General features: G+C 70.6%; 19 protein-coding genes and 1 riboswitch. Of the genes, 8 read left to right on the top strand and 11 right to left on the bottom strand.

Annotated elements, in window-relative coordinates; genetic code table 11:
- Positions 1–16: 16 nt before the first annotated feature.
- The 8 genes from ACWD3I_RS14355 to ACWD3I_RS14320 form a co-directional block, all read right to left on the bottom strand.
- Positions 17–1,618 (bottom strand): alpha/beta hydrolase, encoded by a 1,602-nt coding sequence (locus tag ACWD3I_RS14355; protein WP_365405823.1) that lies wholly within the window; start codon positions 1,616–1,618, stop codon positions 17–19.
- Between the two features lie 113 nt (positions 1,619–1,731).
- Complete coding sequence (locus tag ACWD3I_RS14350; RefSeq protein WP_365405820.1) at positions 1,732–2,514, bottom strand: urease accessory protein UreD; 783 nt, start codon at positions 2,512–2,514, stop codon at positions 1,732–1,734.
- Complete coding sequence (gene ureG / locus ACWD3I_RS14345) at positions 2,502–3,179, bottom strand: urease accessory protein UreG (protein ID WP_365405817.1); 678 nt, start codon at positions 3,177–3,179, stop codon at positions 2,502–2,504. Before ureG ends, ACWD3I_RS14350 begins: the two co-directional genes overlap by 13 nt.
- A 220-nt stretch (positions 3,180–3,399) precedes the next feature.
- Entirely contained in the window at positions 3,400–4,074 is a 675-nt protein-coding gene (locus ACWD3I_RS14340; protein WP_365405814.1) for an urease accessory protein UreF, read from the bottom strand.
- Positions 4,074–5,795, bottom strand: coding sequence for an urease subunit alpha (locus ACWD3I_RS14335; protein ID WP_365405811.1), 1,722 nt, complete (start codon positions 5,793–5,795; stop codon positions 4,074–4,076). Before ACWD3I_RS14335 ends, ACWD3I_RS14340 begins: the two co-directional genes overlap by 1 nt.
- Complete coding sequence (locus tag ACWD3I_RS14330) at positions 5,788–6,099, bottom strand: urease subunit beta (protein WP_266895517.1); 312 nt, start codon at positions 6,097–6,099, stop codon at positions 5,788–5,790. Before ACWD3I_RS14330 ends, ACWD3I_RS14335 begins: the two co-directional genes overlap by 8 nt.
- 11 nt (positions 6,100–6,110) lie before the next feature.
- Positions 6,111–6,413 (bottom strand): urease subunit gamma, encoded by a 303-nt coding sequence (locus ACWD3I_RS14325; RefSeq protein WP_010355509.1) that lies wholly within the window; start codon positions 6,411–6,413, stop codon positions 6,111–6,113.
- 111 nt (positions 6,414–6,524) lie between these two features.
- The gene (locus ACWD3I_RS14320; RefSeq protein ID WP_365405807.1) at positions 6,525–7,172 is read right to left on the bottom strand and encodes a TetR/AcrR family transcriptional regulator; all 648 of its coding nucleotides are present in this window, start codon (positions 7,170–7,172) and stop codon (positions 6,525–6,527) included.
- A gap of 117 nt (positions 7,173–7,289) precedes the next feature.
- Here ACWD3I_RS14320 and ACWD3I_RS14315 point away from each other — a divergent pair, with 117 nt between their 5' ends.
- Positions 7,290–8,294 (top strand): ABC transporter permease, encoded by a 1,005-nt coding sequence (locus ACWD3I_RS14315; protein ID WP_365405804.1) that lies wholly within the window; start codon positions 7,290–7,292, stop codon positions 8,292–8,294.
- A 58-nt stretch (positions 8,295–8,352) separates the two neighbouring features.
- Here ACWD3I_RS14315 and ACWD3I_RS14310 read toward each other — a convergent pair whose 3' ends face one another.
- Complete coding sequence (locus ACWD3I_RS14310) at positions 8,353–8,649, bottom strand: type II toxin-antitoxin system Phd/YefM family antitoxin (protein WP_365405801.1); 297 nt, start codon at positions 8,647–8,649, stop codon at positions 8,353–8,355.
- Between the two features lie 64 nt (positions 8,650–8,713).
- On the opposite strand from ACWD3I_RS14310, the gene ACWD3I_RS14305 reads away from it, so the two are divergent.
- The 3 genes from ACWD3I_RS14305 (at position 8,714) to ACWD3I_RS14295 (ending at position 10,692) form a co-directional block, all read left to right on the top strand.
- Entirely contained in the window at positions 8,714–9,349 is a 636-nt protein-coding gene (locus ACWD3I_RS14305; RefSeq protein ID WP_365405798.1) for an ATP-dependent Clp protease proteolytic subunit, read from the top strand.
- Positions 9,350–9,356: 7 nt separating this feature from the next.
- Positions 9,357–9,665, top strand: a complete 309-nt coding sequence (locus ACWD3I_RS14300) for a hypothetical protein (protein ID WP_365405795.1) — start codon at positions 9,357–9,359, stop codon at positions 9,663–9,665.
- 351 nt (positions 9,666–10,016) lie between these two features.
- Positions 10,017–10,215: riboswitch (cyclic di-AMP (ydaO/yuaA leader) on the top strand.
- A gap of 3 nt (positions 10,216–10,218) precedes the next feature.
- Positions 10,219–10,692, top strand: a complete 474-nt coding sequence (locus tag ACWD3I_RS14295; RefSeq protein WP_046262964.1) for a C40 family peptidase — start codon at positions 10,219–10,221, stop codon at positions 10,690–10,692.
- A 98-nt stretch (positions 10,693–10,790) separates the two neighbouring features.
- Here the strand turns inward: ACWD3I_RS14295 and ACWD3I_RS14290 are convergent, their stop codons facing one another.
- Positions 10,791–11,249 carry an ATP-binding protein gene (locus ACWD3I_RS14290; protein WP_365405791.1) on the bottom strand — a complete coding sequence of 153 codons (459 nt, stop codon included), beginning with the start codon at positions 11,247–11,249 and terminating at the stop codon, positions 10,791–10,793.
- Between the two features lie 212 nt (positions 11,250–11,461).
- Here ACWD3I_RS14290 and ACWD3I_RS14285 point away from each other — a divergent pair, with 212 nt between their 5' ends.
- Positions 11,462–12,331, top strand: a complete 870-nt coding sequence (locus ACWD3I_RS14285) for a helix-turn-helix domain-containing protein (RefSeq protein WP_365405788.1) — start codon at positions 11,462–11,464, stop codon at positions 12,329–12,331.
- Between the two features lie 9 nt (positions 12,332–12,340).
- Complete coding sequence (locus ACWD3I_RS14280) at positions 12,341–12,562, top strand: DUF397 domain-containing protein (protein ID WP_046262967.1); 222 nt, start codon at positions 12,341–12,343, stop codon at positions 12,560–12,562.
- A gap of 36 nt (positions 12,563–12,598) precedes the next feature.
- On the opposite strand, the gene ACWD3I_RS14275 is transcribed toward ACWD3I_RS14280, so the two are convergent.
- On the bottom strand, positions 12,599–13,726 hold the full coding sequence (locus ACWD3I_RS14275; RefSeq protein WP_365405785.1) for an 8-amino-7-oxononanoate synthase: 1,128 nt from the start codon (positions 13,724–13,726) through the stop codon (positions 12,599–12,601).
- Between the two features lie 147 nt (positions 13,727–13,873).
- On the opposite strand from ACWD3I_RS14275, the gene bioB reads away from it, so the two are divergent.
- Both bioB and ACWD3I_RS14265 read left to right on the top strand, forming a co-directional pair.
- Positions 13,874–15,085 carry a biotin synthase BioB gene (gene bioB / locus ACWD3I_RS14270; RefSeq protein ID WP_365405782.1) on the top strand — a complete coding sequence of 404 codons (1,212 nt, stop codon included), beginning with the start codon at positions 13,874–13,876 and terminating at the stop codon, positions 15,083–15,085.
- A complete protein-coding gene (locus ACWD3I_RS14265; protein WP_365405779.1) occupies positions 15,078–16,358 on the top strand; it encodes an adenosylmethionine--8-amino-7-oxononanoate transaminase in 1,281 nt (426 codons plus the stop codon). Before bioB ends, ACWD3I_RS14265 begins: the two co-directional genes overlap by 8 nt.
- Position 16,359: the final 1 nt, after the last annotated feature.

Genomic DNA, 16,359 nt, shown 5'->3' with positions numbered 1-16,359 from the left:
GGGCCGCCCCCGGGTGTTACGGCTTCGGCGTCGCGTGCGGTCCGCACGTGACGTCGGAGGCGTCCAGCTTGCCGCTGAGCAGGTAGGAGTCCACCCGCTCGTTGATGCACGGGTTGACCAGGCTGGTCACTCCGTGGGAGCCCGCGTTCTTCTCGATGATCAGGCGGGAGCCCTTGAAGCGCTTGTGCAGCTCGACCGCACCGCCGTACGGGGTCGCCGCGTCACGCTCGGACTGGACGATCAGCACACCGGGCAGTCCCTTGCCGGTCCTGACGTCCACCGGGGTCTGCTGCTTGACCGGCCAGGTCGAGCAGGGCAGGTTCATCCAGGCGTTGGCCCAGGTGAGGAACGGGTAGTCCTTGTGCAGCCGGGTGTTGTCGCGGTCCCACTTCTTCCAGCTGGTGGGCCACTTGGCGTCGGTGCACTCGACGGCCGTGTAGACGGCGTTGCCGTTCTCCGAGGCGGCGTTGCCCGCGGTGTCCGACAGGTCGGGCGCGGCCGCGTCGACGACCGCCTGGGTGTCGCCGGCGAAGTACTTGCTGAGCACGGTGGCCGTCGAGACCCACGCGGAGTCGTAGTACGGGGCGCTCTGGAAGAAGCCGATCAGCTCGGCGGGGCCGACGACGCCACCGATGGGGCTCTTCTTGGCCGTGGCACGCAACTCCAGCCACTTCGCCTGGACCTCGGCACGGGTGGTGCCGAGGTGGAAGGCGGCGTCGTTGGCGGCGACCCAGTCCTGCCAGTCCTTCCAGCGCATCTCGAAGGCGACGTCCTGGTCGAGGTTGGCCTCGTACCAGATCTTCTCCCGCGACGGGCTGACGACGCTGTCGACGACCATGCGGCGGACGTGGCCCGGGAACAGCGTGCCGTAGACGGCGCCGAGGTAGGTGCCGTAGGAGACGCCGAGATAGTTCAGCTTCTTCTCGCCGAGCGCGGCGCGGATGACGTCCAGGTCGCGCGCGGTGTTCGGGGTGGTCATGTGCGGCAGCATCTGGCCGCTGCGCTCGGCACAGCCCTCCGCGTACTCACGGGCGAGCTTGCGCTGGGCGAGCTTGTCGGCCGTGGAGTCGGGCACCGGGTCCATCTTGGGCGCCTTCACGAACTCCTGCGGGTCGATGCAGGAGATGGGCGCCGACTTGCCCACACCGCGCGGGTCGAAGCCCACGAAGTCGTACGCCTTGGAGGTGTTGACCCACACGGGTGCCTTGGTGGTGACCCGGCGCGGGAAGCGCAGGCCGGAGCCGCCGGGCCCGCCCGGGTTGTAGATGAGCGCGCCCTGGCGCTCGGCCTTGGTCCCGGTGTTGCCGATGCGGTCGACGGCGAGCTTGATCTGCTTGCCGCCCGGCTTCGCGTAGTCCAGCGGCACGCTGACCCAGCCGCACTGGATCGGCTTCTCGAGCCCCCAGTCGGCGGGACAGTCCTGCCAGTCGATCCCGGCCTTCTCGGCGCGGGCGGCGGCGATGGCGGCGCCGCGGGCCTCACGGTCCTGGCCGTGGCGGCCGGCCGCGCTCGCGCTGGCGGTGGGGGCCGTGACGGCCCCCGCTATCAGGGTCGCCGTGACCAGCACTCCGGCCGAGCCGAACGCTGCGGCCCGCCTTGTCGATCTGTGGTGCCTCAACTGGAACTCCCCTATGTCGTTGATGACAAGGGGATCCTCGCGGCTGTGCGTCGCCTGAGAACAGGGGTGGCCGCCTCTTCTTTACCAATCCGATAAACGGAGAGGGGCGTTCGCTACCCGAGCGAGGTCAGCGCCTCGTCCAAAAGCCTGCGCAGCCTCAGCGCGTCCGGCGCCACGGCGCTCACCAGAACGGCCGGCCCGGCGAGCGGCACGACCACGGCCCCGTCCCCGAGCACGCGCGCGGCGACCGGCTCCGCGGCGAACTCCGGCCGTACGACGATCAGTTGCCCCACGGCCCGATGCCCCGCCAGCACGGCGGGACCGTCCCAGCCGGCCGGCGCCCCGGGCCCGCAGGCCAACTCCTGGTCGAGGACGGTACGCCCGGCCACACACAGGGTGAGACGGCTGGTGAGCCGGCCGGGTTGCTCGGCGGCACGCCCCAGTACCTGCTCCTCACGCAGGACGAGCCGCCCGGTCGCCGCCACGTCGGCCCGTGTGGTGACGTACAGCTCGCTGCCCTGCACGGAGATCAACTGCTCCGGCAGCCAGTGCAGTTCACCCCGGTCGCCGACGGTGAGCCGGACATCGTACCGGGCCTCCCCCTTGGCCTGTCCCGGCAGTGCGATCGTCGCGGCGGCCGACCCGACCCGCAGCCGGGCCCCGTCCGCCACATCGGCCTCGACGGTGAAGTGATCCCCGCCGAGCGGCCCGCTCATCGCACCGACGAGCATGACCCGCGCCTCGTCGGCACTCCCCCGGGTCCGCCGCAACGCCAGCGGCCCGTCGCCCTCCAGCACCGGCAGCGACGTACCGCCGCGTCCGTCGTCCCGCGCCCCGATCCGTGCGGTGGCCTTCACGCCCGCCACACCCGTCGCGCCCACCGTCACGCCGTCCACGCGGCCAGCTGCGCACGCACCCACGCGGCGACGTCCGCCACCCCGGCCTCGCTCCTGAGCGACTGGAGGACAACCGGCAGTTCGGCCCGCTGCGCCTTGGCGTCCGCCGCCATCCGCCCGAGATCCGAGCCGACGTAGGGGGCGAGGTCGGTCTTGTTGACGATGAGGAGATCGGCGGTGGTCACACCAGGGCCGCCCTTGCGCGGGATGTCGTCCCCGCCGGCGACGTCGATCACGAAGATCTGTGCGTCCACGAGCCCCTTGGAGAAGGTCGCGGTCAGGTTGTCGCCACCGCTCTCGACCAGCACGAGATCCAACGGCCCGATCTCGTCCTCCAGATCCTCCACCGCTTCGAGGTTCGCCGAGATGTCGTCCCGGATCGCGGTGTGCGGACAGGCCCCCGTCTCCACGGCGGTGATCCGCTCGGGCGGCAGCACGGCCTCACGCAGCAGGAACTCGGCGTCCTCGCGCGTGTAGATGTCATTGGTGACGACCGCGAGGGACAACTCGTCCCGCAGGGCACGGCAGAGCGCGGCGACCGTGGCGGTCTTGCCCGATCCGACGGGCCCGCCGAGCCCGATACGCAGAGCACGCCGCGAGCCGTCGGGACGGTGCGCGTCCGCGCTGAGGGCGGCGGGGCCGTCGTGGTGGTGGTCGAGGTGCATGTACGGCTCCTGCACGTAGTGGTCGGGTGCGGGTTCGTGGGGGCTGGTCGCGCGGACGCGTTTCACAGATCGGTGGCGGGTCTGGGCAATTCAGCCCGTCCGGCGTTCGAGGACGAGGCCCTTCGGGCCGATCGGGGTGTGGGGCGGAGCCCCAGCGGGGTCGAAGGGGCTCCGCTCCTGGGGATGGGAACGGGTAGGGGCGGCGGGGGCGGACAACCCCCTACGACGCGAACAGCCGCACCGGCCAAGCCGCATGCAACTCCGCCGAGATCTCCAGCAACGGAGCGGAAGCCGCAGGCAAGGCACCCACACCCTCATCCGCCACCCTGCGACCCGCCTCCACCGCCCGATCCGCGACACGGTCCAGCTCCGGCGCCAACCGGGCCAACACCCCCGTCGCATCGAACGGATCGAGACTCAGCAACCGCACCGTCGCCGACGCCGGCCCACTCACACTCTCGTACGCCGCGCAGTACGCCGCGTCGACCGCATCGAGCCCGGCCGCCCGAGCCGTGACACCCAACACCACGGGCTGGTGCGCCCCCTTGGGGAACTCCCGCGCCAGGGCGTCGAGTTCACCCGACGGCCAGGTGGCCCGCGCGGCCCGCATCAACTGCCGCCCCAGCTTCCGAGCCGCGACCCGCAGCGCCGGCGACGGCGTACGCGCATCCGCGGCCGCGTCCAACTCCACGGGATCCACACCGAGTACGGCCGCAGCCGCCAGGGACGCGGAGACCAGCCCCGCCGTCTGCAGCCGCCCCTGGCAGAACGCCTCCAGGCTCGCCGCCCCGGTGATCCGCCCGGCCTTGACGGCCGCCTCGGCCCCGCCGGAGTGCGCATGCCCCCCGGCGGGAAAGCGGCCGTCGGCCAGGACGAGAAGTGCTCCCCTGGACATCAGAACAGGAAGTAACGCTGGGCCATGGGCAGTTCGGCGGCGGGCGTGGCCTCGACCAGCTCTCCGTCGATGTGCACGGCGAAGCTGTCGGGATCGACCTGCACCCGAGGCCGCGCGTCGTTCTCGCGCATGTCCGCCTTGGTGACCCCACGCGTCGACTCGATCGCCACGAACCGCTTCCCTAGCTGAAGCCGCTCCGGCAGCCCGTCCTCGATCGCCAGCGGGGCGACGAAGTTGAACGAGTTGGAGGCCGGCGCCCGCCCGATCGCGCCGTACATCGGCCGCGGCAGGATCGGCTGGGGGGTGGGGATCGACGCGTTGGCGTCGCCCATCTGCGCGTAGGCGATCTGCCCGCCCTTGACGACCAGATGCGGCTTGACCCCGAAGAACGCGGGCTCCCACAGCACGAGGTCGGCGAGCTTGCCGGTCTCCACCGACCCGACCTCCCGGGCCAGGCCCTGCGCGATCGCCGGGTTGATCGTGTACTTGGCGACGTACCGGCGCACCCGCTGGTTGTCCGCGCGGCCGTCCCCGGGCAGCGCGCCCCGCTTGCGCTTCATGACGTGGGCGGTCTGCCAGGTCCGCATGATGACCTCGCCGACGCGGCCCATGGCCTGGGCGTCGGAGGAGATGATCGAGATCGCGCCGAGGTCGTGGAGGATGTCCTCCGCGCCGATCGTCGTCGGCCGGATCCGGGACTCGGCGAAGGCCAGGTCCTCCGGCACCGCCGGGTTGAGGTGGTGGCAGACCATCAGCATGTCGAGGTGTTCCTCGGCGGTGTTGACGGTGAAGGGCCGCGTCGGGTTGGTCGAGCTGGGCAGGACGTGCGGCTCGGAGACGACGGTCATGATGTCCGGCGCGTGCCCGCCGCCCGCACCCTCGGTGTGGTACGCGTGGATACCGCGGCCGGCGATCGCGGCGAGCGTGTCGCCCACGAACCCGGCCTCGTTGAGCGTGTCCGTGTGGATGGCGACCTGGACACCCGTCCGGTCCGCCACCGTCAGCGAGGCGTCGATGACGGCCGGGGTCGAGCCCCAGTCCTCGTGGAGCTTCAGCCCCAGGGCTCCGCCGCGGATCTGGGAGAGCATCGACTCGTGCGAGACGGTGTTGCCCTTGCCGAGGAAGCCGACGTTGAGGGGGTACTGCTCCATCGCCTCCATCATGCGGGCGAGGTGCCAGGGGCCGGGAGTGACGGTGGTCGCCTTCGAGCCCTCGGCGGGTCCGGTGCCGCCGCCGACGAGCGTGGTGACGCCGGCGGACAGCGCCTCGTCGGCGATCTGCGGGCAGATGAAGTGGACGTGCGCGTCGACCGCGCCGGCGGTGAGGATCCGCCCGTTGCCCGCGATGATCTCGGTCTCGGGGCCGAGGACCAGGTCGGGGTGGACGCCGTCCATCGTGTCCGGGTTGCCGGCCTTGCCGATCGCGGTGATCCGGCCGTCGCGGATGCCGACGTCGGCCTTGACGATCCCCCAGTGGTCGATGATCACCGCGCCCGTCACGACGGTGTCCGGGGTGCCGTCTGCGCGCGTAGCACGTGACTGCCCCATGGACTCACGGATGACCTTGCCACCGCCGAACACCGCCTCGTCACCGGCGAGTCCGGGCCCGCCGGAACGGTCCTCCTCGATCTCGACGATCAGATCGGTGTCGGCGAGCCGGATGCGGTCGCCGGTCGTCGGGCCGAACAGGTCGGCGTACGCGGCACGCGAGATCTCAGGCATCGAGGGCACCTCCGGTCTCCCCGCGCAGTCCGGGCACGATCCGGGCGCCGGCGAGCGGGACGAGTTCGACGTCGACGGGGATCCCGGGCTCGAAGCGCACGGCGGTGCCGGCGGCGACGTTCAGCCGCTTGCCGCGCGCGGCGGCACGGTCGAACTCCAGGCCGGGGTTGGCCTCGGCGAAGTGGTAGTGGGAGCCGACCTGGACGGGCCGGTCGGCGGCGTTGAGGACGGTGAGGCGGGTGACCTCGCGGCCCTCGTTGTAGACGATCGGGCCCTCGGCGAAAAGGATCTCTCCGGGAATCACGGCAGCCCCCGTCAGACGATCGGGTCGTGGACGGTGACGAGCTTGGTGCCGTCCGGGAAGGTCGCCTCGACCTGGACGTCGTGGATCATCTCGGGGATGCCCTCCATGACGTCGTCCCGGGTGAGCAGCTTGCGTCCGGAGGCCATCAGTTCGGCGACCGTACGGCCGTCACGGGCGCCTTCGAGGATGTGCGACGTGATGAGGGCGACCGCCTCCGGGTGGTTGAGCTTGAGCCCCCGGGCCCGGCGCTTCTCGGCCACGTCGGCCGCCACGTGGATGAGCAGCCTCTCTTGCTCGTGCGGGGTCAGTTGCACGTCCCACCTCACAGTCCTCGCTCCGGACCGTGCGGGGTCCGGTTGCCTCAGCCCCGGGGCAAAGTCCCTGGTGGCGTGGCGGAAGGCTAGTTGGACCGCATTTCAAGCAAGTTAACCGAGCTGTGATCCATCGGTTGCGGTGCGCGGGTCCGGCATGCTCATCAACGCCTGCAGACCGTCGCGGAGGATCTCGACCGAGGCGGGCCCGAAGAGGGACTGCTGGGCGAGAAAGCCGACCGCGACCGCGATCATCGTGCGGGCCACGTGGTCCGGATGTACGTCGGCTCTCATCATCCCGGCGCCCTGGTAGCCCTCGACGATCAGCGTCCATGCCTGGCGCACCCCGGCGTATCCGTCGTGCAGCACGACCGCCAGTTCCTTGTTGCGCACCGTCTCCGCCCACACCTGGATGACGAGCCGTGGAAAGGCGGGCTCGCCGTCGACGGTCAGGTTCTCCCGGGCGGTCAGGATCCGGCCGAGGACCATGGTGAGGAGGTCGTCCGGCGGCGGGGGCGGGCTCTGGCGCGACGCCTCCTCGAAGGCTCCGCGGACCGAGTCGAGCGCCTCCCCGACGACCTCGGCGATCAGCTCCTCCTTGCCGCTGAAGTAGCGGTACACCGCTCCGGCCGACAGGTCGATCTCCTTCAGCACGTCCTGCATGGACGTGGCGTGGAAGCCGTTGCGGGCGAAGCAGACCGCCGCGCCGTCGAGGATCTGCCGGCGACGGGCGTCGAGGTGTTCCTGAGATACGCGGGCCATGGTCACCAACTTAAAACGAACGTTCCTTCTTGACAAGAGGCGGCGACCGCAGGACGGTGGTGACACAACTAAAACGAACGATCCTTCTTTTTGGATTCCGCTCGGAAGGAAAACGCCATGTCCACCGCCCCCACCGGGAACGCCCGCCGCATGATCGCGGTCGCCCTGCTCGTCCCGGTCATCGCAGCGCTCGCCCTGTGGGCCTTCGCCTGGCCCGCCGCCCGCACCGCGCCCCGCGACCTGCCGCTCGGCGTGGCCGGGCCCGCCGCCGCGACCGCCCAGGTGGAGAAGCAACTGGCACAGCACGAGGGAGCGTTCGAGCTCCACCACTACAAGAACGAGGCCGCGGCCCGGGACGCCATCGAGGACCGGACCGTATACGGGGCGGTCGTCGTCACCACCGAGGGTCCGGTGCTGCTGACCGCATCAGCCGCGAGCCCGGTCGTCGCCCAGCTGCTCCAGCAGGCGGTGGCGGAGCAGGCGGCCGCCGACGGCGCACAGGTCAGGACGGTCGACGTCGTGGCCGCCCCGGCCGCGGACCCGCGCGGCGCCGCCCTCACGGCGAGCGTGCTGCCGCTGGCCCTGGCCGGTATGGCGGCAGGCGCGGTGGTGACCTTCAGCGGGCTGCGCGGGACGCGTGCCGTGATCGTCCTGGTCGGCGCCTCCGCGCTGGTCGGCGTGGCCGCCGCCGGTGTCGCGGACAGCTGGCTCGGAGTGATCGCGGGCGACTGGTGGGCGCAGGCCGGGGTGTTCGGACTGACGACGCTGGCCGTGAGCGGCGCCGTCGCAGGTCTCGCCGCCCTGTTCGGCACCGCCGGCGTGGGCATCGTCGCCGGCGTGGTCATGCTGTTCGGCAACCCGTGGTCCGGCGCGGCCTCGGCGCCGCAGATGCTGCCCGAGCCGGCCGGCATGATCGGCCAGTGGCTGCCGCCGGGCGCCAGCGCGACCCTGACGCGCTCGGTGGCGTACTTCGACGGCGCGGCAGCGACGGGCCCCGCCCTGACCCTGGCCTGGTGGGCGGCGCTCGGCCTCGGCGCGGTCCTGCTCGGAAGCGCCCTCAAGGACCGGAAGAGGAGCGTCGAGCCCCTGGTGGCCGAGCGGGAGCTCGCGCCGGTCGGCTGACGGACCGGCCCGCGACCATGACCGTGCGTCCCTCAGGGGTGCACGGTCTTTCCGTGTCTCAGGAGGCTCCGGTCCCCCGGTGGTGCGCCGTGATGCCGAAGCGCTGCTGTTCGCGGGGAGCGGACGCGACCTCCCGGACGGCGGAGACCGCGGTGATCACCTGCTCCTCGGCGAGCTCGGCCGGCCCGACGGGCTCCGCGAGACTCTCCAGTCGTTCCAGGTCAGCGGCGGAGACAAGGGCGACGAGGGGCTTGCCGTGGCGGGTCACGACGACGCGCTCACCGCCGTACACCACGCGGTTGATCAGGTCGGCGAGTTCAGCCCTGGCTTGCGTCACCGGAATCTCGTAGGCCATGACCCCATTCTAGCGTCACGTACATCCTGTACATTTTTTACAGACACAGAAGGAGGGGTGCCTCATGACCCGACCGTCCGCCCGCTATGTGCTGCCCGAGTTCACGGAGCGCACGAGCTCCGGCTCGAAGACGATGGACCCGTACTCCAAGCTCCTGGAGGAGCGGATCGTCTTCCTCGGGACCCAGGTCGACGACACGTCGGCTAACGATGTGATGGCCCAGTTCATGCACCTCGAGTACCAGGATCCGGACCGGGACATCTCCCTCTACATCAACTCCCCCGGCGGCTCGTTCAGCGCGATGTCGGCGATCTACGACACGATGCAGTTCGTCACCTGCGACGTGGAGACGATCTGCCTGGGACAGGCCGGCTCGTCCGCCGCGGTACTGCTGGCGGCCGGCACCCCGGGCAGGCGGTTCGCCCTGCCCGGCGCACGCGTGGTGATCCACCAGCCGTCCCTGCCCCGGCCGGTGGAGGGGCAGGCCAGCGATCTGGCCATCCAGGCCGCGGAGTTGGGGCGCATCCGGTTCCGACTGGAGGAGATGCTCGTACGGCACACCGGGCGCACCCACGAACAGGTCAGCGCGGACATCGAGCGGGACAAGATCCTGGACGCGCAAGGAGCCGTGGAGTACGGCCTGGTGGACCGGATCATCCCCAGCCGCAAGGCGTCGCTCACCGCGCCCGGCGCCCGGTGAGCGGGCGATGCTGCCACCGGAGCTTCCTCCGCTGCCCGCCCTGACGCGCGCCGAGGGCGAGTTGATCGACCGTTATCTCGAGGCGGTCGACCTGCTCGGCCGTATCAACCCGGCGCACCACGGTGACACCTACCGTGGACTGCGGGCCGCCCAGGCGCTGGTGGCGAAGGCCGCCGAGCTGCGCGACGCGCTGGCGACCATGCATCAGCGCGGCGAGACCGAGGTGCACGCCATGACCCTGGCGCGGGCGCTGCGGGTGCTCGACGGCGAGCGGCGCACGGCCCGGGTCACGGTGCCGCCGCAATCCGACAGTTGACGTGACGGCATCCGGCCCGGCGCGCCCGACCGCGTGGCGAGGCGTCCGGACCGGCGTTCAAACGGACCAAACGGTGTACCCCCGTTTGGAGTAGACGCCCCTCCTTTGACAGGGCCTCCAAGGTTGCGCAACGCGCGTAGCCCGACTCCGGAATGAGTACCTCCGTCGCTGGTCCGGGGGTGCTCGACCCTGTCGACGCTCCCTCGAACAGACGAGTGTCCACCCGAACGGGTGAGTGGTGAGTAACGCCACAAATCCCCGATTCCATTGGGTTTTTCGGCGTGGAGTACGTGAAGATCCCTGTCTGACGACAAGACCCCGCCGCAGCGGCGGGGCGATCCGGGCGGACGCCGAGTCCTGCCGCCGCCCGGATGACCGGTCGACAGGAGTGGATCGGCAGGAGTGGAGGACCCAGGCACGACGGGTCGCCGGATCGGCCGTCAACAGCCGTTCCGAGCAGCCCTTGGGGTGAAGCCGCAGTACGCGGCCGGGCAACTTCGCCAGCCCGAATCCGACAGGTCATCCTTCACAGGCGGCTGACGAAGGGTTGCGCATGTCTGCGCTCAATCGTGTCCCGTCGCTCATGGCCCGGGCCGGTACGGCCTCGGCTCTCACCATCGCCGCAGTGGGCGGCTCTCTCGTGGTCCCGGGCGTCGCATCCGACGCCGAGGCCGCGACACCGGCGACGAAGGCACTCCAGGTCGCTGCCTCCAAAAAGGGCTCCCCTTACAAGTGGGGCGCCGCGGGGCCGCACCGGTTCGACTGCTCCGGGCTCACGCTCTACTCGTTCAAGAAGGCGGGCAAGAGCCTGCCTCGTACGGCGGCCCAGCAGTACAACAAGACCCGCCATATCTCCGCGGGGAACCGCAAGTCCGGAGACCTCGTGTTCTTCCACTCCGGCTCCAGCGTGTACCACGTCGGCATCTATGCCGGGAAGGGGAAGATCTGGCACTCCCCGAAGAGCGGGGAGGTCGTGAAGCTGCAGAAGATCTGGACCAAGAGCGTCTGGTACGGCCGGGTCAAGTGACCCACCCCGTGCGGGTGATGGCGACCTGACCTGCCGTCACCCTCGCGGGTGTGGCCGTGACGCCCTGAGAGGCGCCTCCGACTTCCGGAGGCGCCTCTCTACGGCTCCTGCTGCCCCGCTGCCGAGACCGGCTCGGCCGGTACCGTCCACGGGAGTTCGATGGAGACGGTCTTGCCGCCCTCACGGGTGGGCCGGACTCTCAGCTTGCCGCCGCACTCCGCGGTCAGCCAGCGAATGATGACCATGCCACGGCCGTTGTCCTGCTGGACGGCGGCCGGCAGCCGCTTCGGGAACCGCGGATGGCTGTCGGTGACTCCGATGCGCAGTTGTTCGTCACGGTCGAGCTGGATGTCCACTGTGAAGGTGGGGGACTGCCCGAACGTGTGCTGTACGGCGTTGGTGGCGAGTTCGGAGACGATGAGCCGGATCGTCTCGGCCGCCTCCGTGTCCGCCGGCAGACCCCATTCCGCCAGCGTGGCGATGACATACGTGCGGGCCGTGGAGACCGAGGCGGGATCGCTCGGCAGAGTGACGGATGCTTCCAGATGGTCTGCCATGGCGACGTCGTCCCTTTCCCACGGGACCGCAGTCCGACACGGAGCGGATGGTTCGAGTACGGTCCCGGACTGGTGCTTCATCGCCAGACTGCCATTACCCGGCCGGTCACGGTGCCGATCCACCAAGATATGCATATATCTGTCGCTCGAAGCGGTGAACTCTCCGACGGAAGACCGTATTTGGGTGGCCCGGAAGGAGTAAGGAGTAGCCCATGCAGCACGGTCCCGCGGTACGCCGCCGGAAACTGGGCGCCGAACTGCGTGCGTTGCGCACCAGTGCGGGGCTCACCAGTGGTGAGGCGGCCCGGCTGGTGGGCTGGCACCAGTCGAAGGTGAGCCGGATCGAGACCGGCGCCAGCGGCGTGAAACCGGCCGACGTGCGGTTACTGCTGGACGCCTACGCGGTGCACGATACCCAACTGCGGGAGTTGCTCCTGGTGTTGGCGGGCAGCGACGAGGGCGGCGGACGGCACCACTGGTGGCACCAGTACCGCGGGGTACTGCCACCGACGTATCGCGACTTCATCAGTCTGGAGTCCCAGGCCAGCGCGATGCGCACGCTGGAGACCTCCGTGGTGCCCGGGCTGCTGCAGACGCCCGAGTACGCGCGCGCGGTGACCCGGGCCGCGGTGAACGGGCTCGACACGGAGCCGGACGAGCGGCTCGACGCGCTGGTGGAGGTCCGGCTGGCCAGGCAGGACGTACTGCGGGCGGAACCGCCGCTGAAGCTGAGCGCGGTGCTGGACGAGGCGGTGCTGCGCCGGGACATCGGCGGGCCCGACGTCATGGCGCGACAACTGCGGCGGCTCATGGAAGCGGCCCGGCTGCCCCAAGTCCGGATTCAGGTACTCCCGTTCGCCGCAGGAGCCCACATCGGCATCACAGGGCCTTTCGTAATTTTCTCATTTTCGAGCACATCTGATCTGGACGTGGTTGTTCTCGACCACTTGACGAGTAGCCTCTACCTCGAGCGGAAAGAAGACCTCCAGGCCTATACCGAGGCCTTCAACGCTCTTCAGATCCACGCCCTTTCGCCCGAGGACTCGTTGGATTACATCGCCGGGATAGGTGACGGCGCGTAAGGAGGCACCATGTCCGCAATGCCTCGGAACGTACCTTCCAGTACCGATCTGCACACTGTGCGGTGGCTGCGCAGCAGCTACAGCACAGGAGCCAACAACTGTGTCGAGACGGCTCGGCCGCACACCGGTCCAGGGACCGGGCTGCTCGCCGTGCGCGACTCCAAGAACCCGTCCGGACCCGCGCTGCTCTTCTCCCCCGGGAGCTGGGCGGAGTTCACGGCCGCGTTCTGATCCCTTCCGCCCCGAGCACGGCCGTGTCACGCCGACTCATGGTCGTGTCTCACCGATCACACGTACAGCGCGTTCGATCTGCGCCTCGGAGAGGTCCGCGCGGGCGGTCAGCCTGAGCCGTGAGATGCCGTCGGGCACGGAAGGGGGACGGAAGCAGCCCACGGCCAGACCCGCGGTACGGCAGTCCGCCGCCCACTGCACGGCCTCCTCCGGGGACGGCGCGCGCACGGAGACGACCGCGGCGTCCGGGCGTACCGCCTCGTGACCCGCGGCGGTCAGCCGTGCGTGCAGTTCGGCGGCCACCTCGCGGGCCCGCGCCGCGCGCGCGGGCTCGCGGCGCAGCAGGTGCAGTGCCGCGAGGGCGGCCCCCGCCGCGGCGGGGGCGAGCCCGGTGTCGAAGATGAAGGTCCGGGCCGCGTTGACCAGGTGGTCGATCACCCGGGCGGGGCCGAGGACGGCGCCGCCCTGGCTGCCGAGCGACTTGGACAGCGTGACCGTCACGACGACGTCGTCGGCGCCCGCGAGTCCCGCCGCGTGCGGGGCGCCGCGGCCACCGTCGCCGAGCACGCCGAGGCCGTGGGCGTCGTCGACCAGCAGCCCCGCGCCGTGCTCCCGGCATGCCTCGGCGAGTCCGGCCAGGGGGGCGGCGTCGCCGTCCACCGAGAAGACGGTGTCGGACACGACGACCGCGGGGCCCGCGTGCGTCTGGAGTGCCTTGCGCACGGCCTCGGGATCGGCGTGGCCGACGACCTGTGTCGTGCCGCGGGCCAGCCGGCAGCCGTCGATCAGTGAGGCGTGGTTGCCGGCGTCGGAGACGATCAGGGTGCCGTGCGGGGCCAGTGCGGTGACCGCGGCGAGGTTGGCGGCATAGCCGGAGGAGAAGACGAGGGCCGCCTCGAAACCGCAGTATTCGGCCAGCTCGAGTTCCAGCTGACTGTGGAGCTCGGTGGTGCCGGTGACGAGTCGGGATCCGGTGGAGCCTCCGCCCCAGGTCCGGGCTGCCCGCGCGGCGCCTTCGGTGACCTCGGGGTGGCGGGCCAGCCCCAGGTAGTCGTTGCTCGCCAGGTCCAGGAGCGGTGAGTCGGCGGGGCGGGGCCTGAGGGTGCGTACGAGTCCGGCGCGACGGCGCAGCAGCGCCTGCTCGTCGATCCAGCCGAACGCCATGGGTCCTCCGAAGGTTTTGTAGGCAGCGAACAGACACTAATGGGATGAGCAGCCACCCACTGTGTGGCAATACCCACACAGTGAATGGCCGCTGTTGTGCGAACTCTCCTTGGCCCGAGACGGCTCCTTAGGACAGGATCAGTTTTCATGGACCTGCTGAACACGCTGGTGGACAAAGGGCTTCGGCGCGAGCTGCCGACCCGCGAGGAAGCACTTTCCGTCCTCGCCACCTCCGACGACGACCTGCTCGATGTGGTGGCCGCGGCCGGAAAGGTGCGCCGGCACTGGTTCGGCCGACGGGTGAAACTGAATTACCTCGTCAACCTCAAGTCCGGCTTGTGTCCCGAGGACTGCTCCTACTGCTCGCAGCGCCTCGGCTCGAAGGCCGGGATCCTGAAGTACACCTGGCTCAAACCGGACGAGGCCTCCAAGGCCGCCGCGGCCGGACTCGCGGGCGGCGCCAAGCGGGTCTGTCTGGTGGCGAGCGGTCGCGGGCCGACCGACCGGGACGTGGACCGGGTCTCCGACACCATCAAGGCGATCAAGGACCAGAACGAGGACGTCGAGGTGTGTGCCTGCCTCGGTCTGCTCTCCGACGGCCAGGCCGAGCGGCTGCGCGAGGCGGGCGCCGACGCCTACAACCACAACCTCAACACGTCCGAGGCGACGTACGGCGAGATCACGACCACGCACACCTACGCCGACCGCGTCGACACCGTGCAGAAGGCGCACGCGGCCGGTCTGTCGGCGTGCTCGGGTCTCATCGCCGGTATGGGTGAGTCGGACGAGGACCTGATCGACGTGGTCTTCTCGCTGCGCGAGCTGGACCCGGACTCGGTGCCGGTCAACTTCCTGATCCCCTTCGAGGGCACCCCGCTGGCCAAGGAGTGGAACCTCACCCCGCAGCGCTGTCTGCGCATCCTGGCGATGGTCCGGTTCGTCTGCCCGGACGTCGAGGTGCGCATCGCGGGCGGCCGCGAGGTCCATCTGCGCAGCATGCAGCCCCTCGCGCTGAACCTGGCCAACTCGATCTTCCTCGGCGACTACCTCACCAGCGAGGGTCAGGCCGGCAAGGCCGACCTGGACATGATCGCGGACGCCGGGTTCGAGGTGGAGGGCGCGGGCGAGGTGACGCTGCCGCAGCACCGGGCGGACGTGGCCGCCGCCGCGGGCGGCTGCGGATCGCACGAGAGCGCGGGCTGCGGATCGCACGAGGGCGCCGGGTGCGGTTCCCACGAGAGTGCCGGGTGCGGCTCCGTCTGCGGTTCGGCTCCCGAGCCGGCCGTGAGTGAGCCCCGTACGGACCTGGTCGCCGTACGCCGTCGTGGTGCCGGAACGGATCTCGCGCCCAATGCCTGAGCTGCCCGTGTCCGAGCTGCTGGAGCTCGACCGGCGGCATGTCTGGCATCCCTACGGCCCGATGCCGGGCCGTGCCGAGCCGCTCGTCGTGGAGTCGGCGAGCGGGGTGCGGCTGAGGATGGCCGACGGCTCGGGCGAGCTCGTCGACGGCATGTCGTCCTGGTGGTCGGCGATCCACGGCTACAACCACCCGGTGCTGAACGAGGCCGCGCGCGAGCAGCTGGGGCGGATGAGTCATGTGATGTTCGGCGGGCTCACCCATGAGCCCGCCGTACGGCTCGCGAAGCTCCTTGTCGACATGTCGCCCGACGGTCTGGAACATGTCTTCCTCGCCGACTCCGGTTCGGTGTCGGTCGAGGTCGCGGTGAAGATGTGCCTGCAGTACTGGCGGTCGCTGGGCCGCCCCGGCAAGCAGCGGCTGCTGACCTGGCGCGGCGGCTATCACGGCGACACCTGGCAGCCGATGTCGGTGTGCGATCCCGAGGGCGGGATGCACGAACTGTGGACCGGCGTGCTCCAGCGCCAGGTGTTCGTGGGGCCTCCGCCGGTCGAGTACGAGGAGTCGTACGCCGAGGAGCTTCGCTCGGCGATCGCACGGCACGCCGACGAGCTGGCCGCGGTGATCGTGGAGCCCGTCGTGCAGGGCGCGGGCGGGATGCGGTTCCACTCCCCCGCGTATCTGCGGGTGCTGCGGGAGGCGTGCGACGCCCACGACGTGCTGCTGGTGTTCGACGAGATCGCGACCGGCTTCGGGCGTACGGGCGCGCTGTTCGCGGCGGGGCACGCGGCGGTGACGCCGGATGTGATGTGCGTGGGCAAGGCGCTGACCGGCGGCTATCTCACGATGGCGGCGACGCTGTGCACGTCGAAGGTGGCCGACGGCATCTCGCGGGGCGAGGTCCCGGTGCTCGCGCACGGCCCCACGTTCATGGGCAATCCGCTCGCCGCGGCCGTGGCCTGTGCCTCGATCGAGCTGCTGCTCGGCCAGGACTGGCTCGCCGAGGTCAAGCGGATCGAGGCGGGCCTGCGGGAGGGGCTGGCGCCGGCCCGGGAGCTGCCGGGGGTGCGGGACGTGCGGGTCCTCGGGGCGATCGGCGTGGTCCAGCTCGACCGCCCGGTGGACATGAAGGCCGCCACGGAGGCGGCGGTACGCGAGGGCGTGTGGTTGCGGCCGTTCCGCGACCTGGTCTACACGATGCCCCCGTATGTCACGGGGGACGCGGATGTGGCACGGATCGCGCGCGCGGTCTGCGCGGCGGCCCGGGAAGGATGAC

Source organism: Streptomyces sp. NPDC002817 (genome assembly GCF_053592055.1).
The sequence above is the reverse complement of the archived record's forward strand: the minus strand, read 5'-3'. Positions and strand labels throughout refer to the sequence as shown.